This is a genomic window from Arthrobacter psychrochitiniphilus (genome assembly GCF_003185915.1).
In the GTDB taxonomy this organism is placed as follows: Bacteria; Actinomycetota; Actinomycetes; order Actinomycetales; family Micrococcaceae; genus Specibacter; species Specibacter psychrochitiniphilus.
On record NZ_QHLZ01000019.1, the window covers coordinates 965 to 12,854 of the forward strand.

An 11,890-nucleotide genomic window follows, 5' to 3' on the forward strand; every position below is an offset into this window, starting at 1 on the left:
CCGTAACGGTTCCGGTACCCGTAAATGTGTGGGTTCCGGCCTTCTTGACCACGTTGTTGACGTAGTAGATCACTCCAGTGTTAGCGGGGATCTTGACCGTGTTGGCCGAGGCGTTAAAAACAGGCTTGACAGGTACGACGGCATTGCGGTTATCGAAATTCCACGAGGTCGCTCCGGCCAGCTTGTACGAGCCACTCGCTGCCCTGGCCGTAACGGTTCCGGTACCCGTAAATGTGTGGGTTCCGGCCTTCTTGACCACGTTGTTGACGTAGTAGATCACTCCAATGTTCGCGGGGATCTTGACCGTGTTGGCCGAGGCGTTAAAAACAGGCTTGACAGGTACGACAGTCGTGCGCAGGTCGTACTTCCACGTCTTCGCCGCGACCACATAGTTCGCGGCGGCCGCTGTGGCGGTGACAGTCGCGTGGGTTGTGACCCTGTGCGTCCCGGCCGCCTTCACGGCGCCGTCAATGGAGTAGGCAACCCCGGTGATGTGCGGGATGGTGATGGTCTTGGTCGTGTAGTTGACTGCTGGTGCGGTCGCCGTCGCGGACTTCTTGGACAAATCCAGCGTCCAGGACGTGGTCCCCGACAGCATGTAGCCCGGCTTCACTTCGGCAGTGATCCCCACCTTGGTGTAGCCGGACGCGTAGCTGCCGGCTGTCTTAATGGTTCCGTTGACCCGATACGTGACGCCGACAGTGGACGGTACGGTGTAGTGACCGGTCGCGGCGACCGAGGTCGGGCCCCCCGGAACCACCGAAACGTTCGCGACCGCGACCTTCGCGGTCTGGGTGCTGGCCTTCGAACTGGTGGTGTAGCCGATCTTCGAACCGGTCACGGTGACGGTGATGGCGCTGCCCGCCAAGTTGGGGCCCAATACCAGGGTGGCTTTCGTGGCGCCGTCGATCTTGGTGCCGTCGGCGGACCACTGGTAGGACAGTTCCACGCCGGCCGGTCCCCAGGCTCCGGGGACTGCGGTGAGCGTGTTGCCCACTATCGGGGTGCCGGTGATCTCGGGGATGGCGGTTCCCAAATCGTCAAGTGGCACTTCGTGGGTCAAAGTGATGGTGTTGAGGGTTTTGAAGCCGCTTCCTCTGTTTCCTCGGGTATCGGAAAGCGGATAGAGCGAAACTTCCCAAGCCCCAGGGGCCGAGCCCACGGGGATGGTGACCTTGCGTTCCCAAGTTCCGTCCTGGGCCGTTCCCTCGACCAGGGTCATGGACCCGAACCCGTGGCTTTGCCCCGAGGCGTGGGAGATATTCACCGTGGGCGCCTTGGCGCCGGTGACGTCGGTGATATGTGTCCGGATGGTGATCTCGGCGGGCCCGTTGGCGAGGTTGTGCTTGGTCGGGGTCACCGAGTATTCCCCCAAACTGGGCGCCGACGTATCAACAACCGGCGCTTCAATGGTGATGGTGTTGAGGGTTTTGAAGCCGCTTCCGCTGTTTCCTCGGGTATCGGAAAGCGGATAGAGCGAAACTTCCCAAGCCCCAGGGGCCGAGCCCACGGGGATGGTGACCTTGCGTTCCCAAGTTCCGTCCTGGGCCGTTCCCTCGGCCAGGGTCATGGACCCGAACCCGTGGCTTTGCCCCGAGGCGTGGGAGATATTCACCGTGGGCGCCTTGGCGCCGGTGACGTCGGTGATATGTGTGCGGATGGTGATCTCGGCGGGCCCGTTGGCGAGGTTGTGCTTGGTCGGGGTCACCGAGTATTCCCCCAAACTGGGCGCCGACGTATCAATAACCGGCGCAACTATAGGACTAGTAGCAGTACTGGACTTGGCGGCGGTCGTGTAGCCAGCCTTGGTGCCTGTCACAGTCACAAGGATGGCCTTGCCAGCCATTTCCGGGCCCAGAACTAGGGTGGCGTCAGTGGCGTCTGTGAGCTCTTCCCCGTCGGCGGACCACTGGTAGGACAATTCCACGTCGGTTGGTTCCCACATGCCGGGTATAGCGATGAGCTGGGACCCCACGGCCGGGGTCCCAGTGATCGTGGGAACCCCGCCGACCACCCCACTACCATCTGTCACGGTGATTGTTGCGGGGTAGAGCCAGCCGTTCCTGGCGCTATTAGACAGCGTGTCTTCCAGAGATCCGAGCCTAATCGTCCACGTTCCAGGGGCAGCACCCTCGGGGATGGTGACCTTCGTCAGCCAGATGCCGTCGGTGGGGGTGCCCGATTCGAGTTGCAAGTAAGCCACACCCAATTGCTGGCCGCTTGGGTGGGCCAGATTGAACAAAGGCGCCTTGGCACCGGTTGCATCAGTGATACGGGCACGGAACTCAATGTCCACCGGGCCATTGGTGATATCCGCAGCCGAAGGGGTGACAGTCGTTGAGACCAAAAACGGCGGCTCCAAATCTTGGGCAGGGCCCGCCGCCTGAACTGAAGGGCAAATAGCCGACGCTAGTGAGAAGGCGAGCATAATCGCCAAGGCACGAGCCACGAACTTATTCCGATTCAATTTTCCCCCAAGTTAAGCGTGAACCTATCCGATCACCGCAGATAAATAAAACAGAGTCTATCTACAAGTGACCTGGCAGATAGACCTGCGTCGGAGAACACATGATTCATTACGAGGTTTTGACGCATGTTCGCAATTCGCGCCCAAGGAACACAGAACTGAGGCGCCTTCAGGACAACTTTGTAAAGCCATGCGATCACGACCACCCACATCCATCTACCAATGGCTACCTCTTTCACTGAACTTATCGAAGCAGGAATGACACTCTCTGGTTTCGAGGAGCCTCGTGGTACCCAACCGACGACAATATTTCCATTTCCACGATTTATTGCATTTGAGGCCAAGGTACAGCGAGCCACAGTTACAATATTCAGCCATGCCATGGCGGTGTCATACCCTCGAAGCAACAAGTTGGTTGAATAGAGGAGTTGCTGGTGGGGCGCAGGCAATTATCGTTTTCGGATCGGACGGACATCGCCGTAGGTATCCTGGCTGGCAAATCTGATCGTCAGATCGGCGCTGAACTTGGCCGTGACCACACGATCATTTGGCGCGAACGCCACAGAAATTCGACGAAGACCCGCGGGTATCGTCCCGTGAGTGCCGACCGTGCCGCTGAGCGGAAACGCAGACGTCCACAGGCACGGAAGATCGATTCAGATGTGGTCCTTGCATCGCGGGTGAGGGCGGATCTGGCCAGGTCTAGGACGCCGCGGCAGATCGCCGGCCGTTTGCGTTTGGAAGCCACAGACGCCAGCGTTGAGACCATGACGAAATTACCTGACGCCGAAGGCCGCACTGTCTCCCACGAAGCGATCTACCGGTGGATCTACGCCCTGCCCAAGGGCGAGCTGGCCAAGTCCGGGATCCTGCTGCAGTCCAAGGGGTCTGATCAAAGTTTAGTTGACATCTGACTTGTGAGTTTTGGCTTGCGAGTGAAAGGATGTTTGACATGCCTAAAGCTTTTCCTGAAGAGTTCCGCCGTGATGTGGTCGCGGTGGCCCGTAAGGGCGAATCCACGATTGTCCAGATCGCGAAGGACTTCGGTATTTCCCCAGCCGCCTTACACAGGTGGTTGAAGATCGCCGATGTCCAAGACGGGGTTGTCCCCGGGGTCACGAAGGAAGAATCCACCGAGCTTCGAGAAGCGAAGAAACGCATACGTCTCCTTGAACAGGAAGCGGAGGTGATGCGCCGGGCGGTGGCTTATCTTTTCCGAGACGTCAACCCAAAATGATGTACCCGCTGGTCCTTGAACTAGCCGCTCCCCAGGCCCCTGTACGGGTTCCTGTCGCGGTGACCTGCCGGGTACTTGGATTCTCCCGCCAAGCCTTCTACCAATGGTGCGCAAACCCGCTCAGTGACAGGGACTGGGAAGAAGCACACCTAGTCAACGCCGCCTTGGATATCCATGCCGAGGAACCGACGTTCGGGTACCGGCTGATCCACGACGAGCTCGTCCACGAACAAGGACTCGTGGCTTCCGAGACCCGGGTGGGCAGGTTGTGCAGCGAAAACCGGATCCTTTCGGTCATCCACCGCCGGCGCGGGACTGGGAAGAAGGCCGGCCCTGCCGTTCATGATGATCACGTCCAGCGGGACTTCACGGCCACCGCTGCCAATAAATTGTGGCTAACGGATATCACCGAGCACCACACTTCTGAGGGCAAGCTCTACCTCTGCGCGGTCAAGGATGTCTACTCCAACAGGATTGTGGGGTACTCCATCGATTCCCGAATGAAAGCCTCCCTGGCCGTTAACGCCTTGCAGGCCGCGATCACTCAACGCGCCCCGCAAGGAACACTGATACACAGCGACAGGGGCTCTCAATTCCGATCCAAGAAGTACGTGCGCCTCATCAGCTCAGCCGGCCTGCAAGGCTCCATGGGACGGGTCGGGGCATGTGCAGATAATGCAGCGATGGAAAGCTTCTTCTCACTGCTTCAAAAGAATGTACTGAACCAAAAACGGTGGGAAACCCGGGAAGAACTACGCCTGGCCATTGTGGTCTGGATCGAGAAAACCTACCACCGCCGACGCCGTCAACGACGACTCGGCAAGCTAACGCCAATAGAGTTTGAGACAATAAACAAGACCACCCAATCGGTCACCGAAATATCAGCCCAAACTGTCAACTAAATCTCGGGCAGACCCTCGACTACGGAGATTATGAGGTATAGCTCTGGATCCTCCTATATGTCGCGGAGGCCTAGGACTTTGGCCAATGTGTTGGGGATGTCGAAGGTCGACCCCCAAGTAAGTGCGACAAGATCGTCGTATTCGTCATCGGTTCGGAGCAGATCGATCACGTCGCCCTCGAAGATGTAGTCCTGAACTGCAATGGCGAGTGCCTCCTTGCTGAACTGCTCATAGTCGGCAGAGGACTTGAAGTGAATTGAGTACCTTCCGTCGTTCTGTTTCGCGAATGAGGCACTCCATTTGTCCCTGAATTTCTCAAGGCTGGCCAGAATTTCTGCTTCGTCAGACGGGTTGAAGAGCTCGAGGCCGACGGCCAGTCGCTCGGAATCATCCAGGCTTGTTCCCTCCCAGTCGACACTCACCTGGCGTTCAAACTCAATCTCGTGAAGGTTCTGCGACGACTTCTCGAAGACGTCGGTCTTGAGATACCTCCTGACGTTCTGAGCGATCCAGAGGATGGGGGCATTCATAAGATTGCTATGAAGGGATCCGGCATCAGGTCCCATTGAGACCGTGAGCTCTCGATGCGCTCGCTCTATGATCTCTTTGCAGTGGTAATCCTTACAGAAGCGAAAATAGTGAGCGGCCATACGCGGCAACTCAGCCCAAATGGAGCTCCGCGTAAGTGGGTACTGACTCTGGATTGATTCAAATTCATTCAGAAGCCGAGCCTTGAGTGGGGAGACCACCAAATCTAGGTCTGACTCACTCCAAGCGCCGTTAGCTTCATACTCGAACTTCGCTTTGCACATTGAGTACAGGACAGATTGCACGCATCCGTTATACAGCTCATCACTCACGCGGTAGCTGATCTGACAGTGAAAATTCGGGTTGTAACGCGAGAGTGCCTCGTCGGTGGTTCGCTCGAAAATGTACTTGGCAGACAGGACATCTGTGCCAGCCTGCTCAAGGAGCAGATCGGTTTTGGGGATGTCTCCGCTGATCGGCTCTTCAATCGGACGTAGTTCTTCCACGATCTCCTCGATGCGTGCGCCTATCTGTTTGCGAATCAGGTTGAGGGAGTCCCGCGCGGCTTGAATTGTGATGCGTTGCGTCTCGTCCTGAAGCATCATGCTCTCGACAAGTCGATCGAGATTGGAGAGGAACGGGTAGACATCGCTCACTCGCCGATGCCGGGCACCGCGAGCGTTCTGCTCGGTAAATACCTCCGTGAAGATGAGTCCGAGTGCGAAAATATCCGCAGGCTTCCCAACGTTTTTGGCATTATTCTTTACCATCTGCTCCGGCGCCTGGTAGTTGCGATTGGCCAGGAGATCACTATGCTGAGTCAGAGACGAGTCCTTGAAATGAGCGATGCCGAAATCTGCAAGGACGACCCGTCGATTCTTACTGTCAACGAGGATATTTTCGGGCTTGATGTCCCGGTGCACCACCCCTCGATCATGCACATAGGCGAGACCATCGCATAGTTGGGAAAGGTAATCCAGGAGCACCCGGTAGTCGGATTCCTCCCCGATGATGTCACGCAAGTTCTTCGGGTACAGGTCCATGGTGTAGTAGAAGTACTTCTCGTCATCGAACTGCGCGTGGATTTTCACCACGTGATCATTGTTCGAGTCCAGACCGAACGCGATTTCTTGGAGGAACCTCCCGTTGCGCTCTGGCCGAGAATCTTTCTTTATTTGCTTGAGTGCGTAGACCCTGTCATCTACCGAGGAGCGCACTGCACAGACCGTCCCCGCCCCACCCTGCCCGAGCTGTGGCTCGACGACAATGTAAGTTTCACCGTCGAACTCCAAAATCATCCCCTTTTTCATAATGACTACACTATTGGACTTGCGGGTAGATCGAACTTCTCCTGCACGGCGTTCGCAGACAGGACCGTCGACGGCTATTTCCGCAACCGGGATCCCTTACGGACGTCCGGACCCGTCCCCTAACCCGACTCGATGTGTCTCGAAACCTCTGCACCTCCAAACGTGCGTCATAGCTGGTTTAACCGACTTCGATTCCAGTGAGATGGACATGTCGAATTTTCGATCAGTACAGGCTTTTGATTACGAATAAGTGCGGGCTCCGGTGGCTGGAATCGGCATTGGACCGCTCACGGCCTCAGGATGCAGGTGGATCCTTCGATAGCCTCGCCAGGCCCATCGCTCTGGAATCGTAAGTCGGCGACTTATTCGGGGAGTTAAAATAGTCTAACGGACCTGTTATGGCCGATCCGAGGCGGCAGCTTGGGAATGAAAAACACCTCCCTCGCCATGCCCCTGGCGAATTAGTCCCTTTCGCCTTTGCCACCATTGGCGGCGCAATATACGGTCTTGGCATGAACTTTGAAAAGATGGTGGCCCCACTGATTGCCGCGGGACAAACGGCTGTGGATCTGCAGAGCGGCAGCGGATTTCTTGTCCGAATTGATGGGCAGATCTACCTGACCACGGCTGCGCACCTGTGTGATTTCGTCTTAGCCCCAAGGTCCGATTGGTCCCTGTGGCCAGAGCACGTCTCCTTGGTAAGCACCAGTCACACAGGGACGGGATCCGGCACCCCCCAGCCAATCGAGAGCTACCCACTTTTCGTACTCGGGCATGGAAACAAGCTGGTCCCCAGCTTCAAATACGTGCTGGCGCCCGATCGGACAGAGCTCGTTGTTGACATGATCCTGATTCCTGTTCAGTCCGACAGCCTTGTCGCCTCAACCTACAAGTGTTTCGAACTGCCCTCCAGCTTGGGGCCACACGAAACAGGCGAGGCAGCCATACAACTTGGACGAAGGGGCGACTTCCCTGCCCTTAGCGCTACCCACCATCTGCAAACCGTCGGCCGAGGCCCTGTTCGCCATATGTACCCGAAGGGGCAACCTGGCGATTCAGGAGGTCCGGTAATTGATTCCAGAGGGAGGTTGCTAGGGATGAACATGGGGACCCACGTTGAGCGGCCAGACGAGGCTATGCTGATGTCGACCGATCTGATCGTTGCGACCGCATCCTCCCGCAGGGGTGTCCTTCAGTCATAGCCTTGTGCCAGTCTCCACTTACCGCCAGAACATCAGGTGAACCGGCCGCAGATCCGTCCACACCGGGGGACACCTGGAGAGCTGACTGTCCTCCCTCAGGTGTCGGCTCTTCTTCTGGCGTGTGCAATGATCCTAGTCCGGGCATCGGCGGCCTCTTTGAAGGACCCCTTCCGCATTCAGTGCGTCTTCATCGCAGATGACCTGTACAGCTGCGTCCGCTGGGTTCTTTAGGCGTCAGCCCGACCTGCTTGGCAGCCGAACTTGGTGACGGTCATGACGAGACGGAGAATCCTGACAGGCGCAATCTATGATGGAGTCAACGGAGCTAGTCCGTGTTTTCACTGTAGAAAGGAAAAACGGTATGTCGATCCTTACCAAGCAGTTCCAAGACGCGCTCTCGAAGATTGAGCCTGAGAAGGACGCCGACCACGCTGCCGATGCTCACGCCGAAGTGCGCGACGTTCTCCACGACGATGCCGACCTGATGGAGTGGGGCCTCCATTCGGTGCTCATTGGCTCGTACAGGCGTGAGGTTTCGATCCGTCGGGTCAAGGATGTGGACGTGTTCTGCGAGTTACCGAACCTGCCAGCAGATCATGACCCTCAGGATCTGCTGGATAAGTTTGCCAGCCTGCTCGCGGTTGAGTATGGAGATCGCGTTGCGAAGAACGATCGCTCGGTGAAGGTGGATTTTCCTGACTTCGATATGCATGTGGACGTGGTGCCAGCTCGGTGCGCGGATGACGATTGGGAGATTCCAGATCGCGACGGTGGGTGGGAGAAAACTCATCCCGTGAGGTTCAGTGAACTCAGTACCGCGCGTAATCAGGCACATAATAAGAAGTATGTGCCTGTGGTCAAGCTCCTGCGCCAGACTCGTCGGGCACTGCGCGGCGATGTGAAACCGGGTGGATTCTTCGTGGAGGTAGCTGCCTACCACGCGTTCGAAGGCATCCCAAACGCTGACTCGGATGCGTGTCCAAGCTCTACTGCGGAGTACTACACGGTCGCTTTGGAGACTATGGCACCTATTCTGCGCGACCATGCGGACAACTTCGCCCGGCTGATGAACCCGGCAATCCCGGACCAGGATTTACACGTCAGGGCAACTCAACAGGAACTGGACGCTATCGCCGATGCATGGGAGCAGGCAGCGGTCGATGCACGTGTAGCCCTGAAGTCCACCAACGATCAGGATGCCGCGCAGACTTTCAAACGTCTGCTCGGCCAAAACAGTGACGGCGACGATGTGTTCGAAGTTCCTGTGGCCGTGTCAGCTGGGCACCGAAGCCTGCCTAGCGGAGAGTCACCCACATTCGGATGAACCCTACGACGGAAGCCTACATTGAAGCGGCAATTCGCCGCCTCGACGAAGCGCTAAACCGGGCCAATTTCCGAACAGTTCAGTGCGGGGATTCACCCGACGCCTGGGAGTGGACTGGAACAGTTGGTAATAGGGATCGCGAACCTGCGATCATTTCTCTCGGACCCAATTTTCCATTTGAGGCTCCCCGTGTCGTACTCCCGCAAAGAGCTAATCAAATCGATTGGCACCAGATGCCGAACGGCGTTCTGTGTCTGTGGAACTCCCATTCGCTGGGAGGCCAGCCGTGGCTCGATGGCGACAGGCTCGTTGCGCGAATCGAGGAGTGGATTTCTCACGCTGAAGATGGCTGGGTCGATGATATGCCTCAGCTTGATTTGGAAGCGTACAACAACTTATGGATTGAGCTTCGTGACGAGCGTCTATTTGCGCCCGTTCTAGTTATCGATAAATGGGAGGAGATTGAGGGAGGCTGGTTTCGGGCCACTCCACCCGACGAGAACGGTTTGCTGACGGTCGTGAAGGCTCACCTCCCTGCTCCTGCTATACCTGCGCCCATACGCAGTAAGAAGAAAAAAGGAGCACGGGCAATTGGACAGCACCGATTGAACAAATACGTGAACGCTATCGCCATTGACCTCGGCAGAATTACCAGGCCTTTCATCTTCACTGAACGGCTGGCGGAGGAAGCGGGTGCGAACGGGCCGCTGATCGCCGGGCTGCTGGAGGCGGGACGGCCTGTCCTGTTTGTGGCTCGATACACGCGTGATGAATCAGCGGGCTTCATTGGCTTCTGGCTAGAGTTCGGAAAAGAGAGCGGCATCCTCCGCAGGTGCTTCCCCGTGGCTGAGCGCCGAAATGCACAGCAGAGACGCGCTGGGTGGCACGCTGCAGCACTCACAGATCGAAAAGTATCGGTCATTGGCGCAGGGAGCATAGGCTCCTATCTGGCAGACCTTCTCCATCGCAGCGGATTGAAAGAACTCACAGTCCATGACGACGACACCCTTCTTCCTGGAAATCTCACACGCCATGCAGCATCTCCCGCATTCATTGGAAGTTTCAAGACAAGTGCTGTCAGAGAAACGGCGAACCAGCGGACCCCGGAATACCCAATCAAGACCTCCTCGTCAGTCCAAGGCCTGAGCGAGGCTGTTGAGCTACTACGTGATCAAGATCTAGTAGTCGATTGCACCGGAGATCGGCTCACATGGCAACTCTTGCTTGCTGCCGCAGAGGTCACCGGCCGCTCTTTTCTACACGTCGCAGTGGTCGGACATGGCCAAGCAGGTCGTGTGGATATCTGTCCACCAATGGATGATGCCGATCCTATCCCAGAGAGTATTGTTCAACCCTTCGCGGCTACCGAGTGGGAAGCGGGCTGCGGCGACCCTGTTAGTCCTACGCCACCAACGGCAGTAATAGAAACCGCAGCGATGGGTGCCCGCTTCGCGATCAGAATGCTTGCGGGTGAGGCAGTACCCCCGGCGGGCGAGTCACGTGAGCTGTTCCCCGTTTCCCCATGACCAGGACACTCACTCTCACGGCCGCCGTATGGCGCACGCTCCGAGACGCAGCCACGCGGGCGCTCCCTCGGGAAATTGGCGGCTTGCTGCTCGGTTACTTCACCGAACTCGGGCCACACGTCGTTGAAGCACGAGTGGTGCCTGACCCGCGCGCTACTCGAATCCGATACCAACGAGATGCTGCTCTTGCAGAACGCATTCTCGATTCCAGCATCCGCGCCGACAGTACCGGTCTCGTTGGCTACCTCGGAGAGTGGCATACCCATCCATTGCCGATCGGCCCAAGCACAACTGATATCAATGCCTCTGGCCGGCTTGCCAAAGTCGGAGGCCACGACATTGCGCTACTAGTATTGGCTACGGGTTCCCGAGGCTGGATCGGACACGCCCTCAATTTAGACCCGGCAGGGAACATGGAAACACTCCGTGTCCACGTGGAAGGAACCGGCAATGACGGATGACAACAGGCTGCGATCAGCATTCCTGAGCAAACAGAACCACTTGCTCGCGGCGTTGGAGATCGTGCCAGACCTAACCGGACACGGGACGACGATTGGTGACGACTCCGAGGCGAACTGGTCCAGGGTCCTTCGAGAGTTCCTCCCCGCCCGGTACGGGATTGCGAAGGGACAGGTCATGGACGCGCAGGGAGGCATCAGCGACCAGATCGATCTTCTCATCTATGACGCTCAATACACTCCGCTACTTGCAAAGACAGCAAATGGGGACATGTTCGTACCGGCGGAAGCCGTATACGCAGTGTTCGAGGTGAAACAAGAGATCAACAAGGAGTTCCTGAAGTACGCCGGGAACAAAATCGCTAGCGTCCGCAAGCTGAACCGCACAACGGTTCACATCCCACATGCGGGAGGAACATACGCCCCTAAACAGCCGATTCCAATCCTCGGCGGGCTCCTCACCACCCGGAGCGGCTGGGCCAATCTAGAGGGTAGAGCTGCCGTGAACGCCATCCTAGGACTAATCGGAGACCGCCGGGTTGATATCGGTTGCGCCCTACGTGGAGTTGCGTTTAACCGGACAGACCAGGATTTAACGAATGAGCTGGAGTACAGCGAACCAGACATGACACTGATGTTCTTTCTTGTCAGACTATTCAGCCGCCTACAGAAGGTAGGAACCGTTGCCGCCGTAGACATCGATGCCTACATGAACGCGCTTGACCTTAGCGATGAGCCCTTCTCGGATACGGCCCCGACCAGCCCAGAGGCGGGCTCGGGAGACCGCCTCTAGATTTTGCAGTGCCATAGTCGCGGCACTCCTTGAGCAACTTTTTGCCCGGGAAAATCAGTGTTGGAATAGTGCTCAATCAATATCTCTCAGAAACTTCACGGCCGCATTCAAACCGGCTTCCAGTGCCAAAACATCTGTGCTCC

Annotated in this window: 6 protein-coding genes and 1 pseudogene; 6 read left to right on the top strand and 1 reads right to left on the bottom strand. The window is 57.2% G+C overall.

All coding sequences use genetic code 11. The features are described 5' to 3' along the window. Window positions 1-2,901: 2,901 nt before the first annotated feature. Both CVS29_RS19335 and CVS29_RS17650 read left to right on the top strand, forming a co-directional pair. Window positions 2,902-3,351 (top strand): annotated as a pseudogene (locus CVS29_RS19335) (transposase); the annotation flags it as partial. 68 nt (window positions 3,352-3,419) lie between these two features. After that, window positions 3,420-4,606, top strand: a protein-coding gene (locus CVS29_RS17650) for an IS3 family transposase (RefSeq protein WP_110107908.1) whose coding sequence is annotated in 2 segments (ribosomal slippage) — window positions 3,420-3,699 and window positions 3,699-4,606 — 1,188 coding nt in all. Because the reading frame shifts where the segments join, the coding sequence is not laid out codon by codon here. A 53-nt stretch (window positions 4,607-4,659) separates the two neighbouring features. Here the strand turns inward: CVS29_RS17650 and CVS29_RS17655 are convergent. Continuing rightward, window positions 4,660-6,444: a serine/threonine-protein kinase gene (locus tag CVS29_RS17655; protein ID WP_110107909.1), complete on the bottom strand. Its 1,785-nt coding sequence runs from the start codon at window positions 6,442-6,444 to the stop codon at window positions 4,660-4,662. 1,563 nt (window positions 6,445-8,007) lie between these two features. Here CVS29_RS17655 and CVS29_RS17665 point away from each other — a divergent pair. The 4 genes from CVS29_RS17665 to CVS29_RS17680 all read left to right on the top strand — a co-directional run bounded on the left by CVS29_RS17665 (window position 8,008) and on the right by CVS29_RS17680 (window position 11,747). Continuing rightward, window positions 8,008-8,970 (top strand): nucleotidyltransferase domain-containing protein, encoded by a 963-nt coding sequence (locus tag CVS29_RS17665; RefSeq protein WP_110107911.1) that lies wholly within the window; start codon window positions 8,008-8,010, stop codon window positions 8,968-8,970. A gap of 233 nt (window positions 8,971-9,203) precedes the next feature. Next, window positions 9,204-10,496: a ThiF family adenylyltransferase gene (locus tag CVS29_RS17670; RefSeq protein ID WP_170121041.1), complete on the top strand. Its 1,293-nt coding sequence runs from the start codon at window positions 9,204-9,206 to the stop codon at window positions 10,494-10,496. After that, window positions 10,493-10,957: a Mov34/MPN/PAD-1 family protein gene (locus CVS29_RS17675; protein WP_110107913.1), complete on the top strand. Its 465-nt coding sequence runs from the start codon at window positions 10,493-10,495 to the stop codon at window positions 10,955-10,957. The genes CVS29_RS17670 and CVS29_RS17675 overlap by 4 nt, the downstream gene beginning before the upstream one ends. Continuing rightward, window positions 10,947-11,747, top strand: coding sequence for a DUF6602 domain-containing protein (locus CVS29_RS17680; protein ID WP_110107914.1), 801 nt, complete (start codon window positions 10,947-10,949; stop codon window positions 11,745-11,747). The genes CVS29_RS17675 and CVS29_RS17680 overlap by 11 nt, the downstream gene beginning before the upstream one ends. Window positions 11,748-11,890: the final 143 nt, after the last annotated feature.

Bases quoted from the DNA above. Each gene is read 5' to 3' on its own strand.
- CVS29_RS17680 (WP_110107914.1), top strand. From the start codon at position 10,947: ATGACGGATGACAACAGGCTGCGATCAGCATTCCTGAGCAAACAGAAC.
- CVS29_RS17675 (WP_110107913.1), top strand. From the start codon at position 10,493: ATGACCAGGACACTCACTCTCACGGCCGCCGTATGGCGCACGCTCCGA.
- CVS29_RS17665 (WP_110107911.1), top strand. From the start codon at position 8,008: ATGTCGATCCTTACCAAGCAGTTCCAAGACGCGCTCTCGAAGATTGAG.
- CVS29_RS17670 (WP_170121041.1), top strand. From the start codon at position 9,204: ATGCCGAACGGCGTTCTGTGTCTGTGGAACTCCCATTCGCTGGGAGGC.
- CVS29_RS17655 (WP_110107909.1), bottom strand. From the start codon at position 6,444: ATGAAAAAGGGGATGATTTTGGAGTTCGACGGTGAAACTTACATTGTC.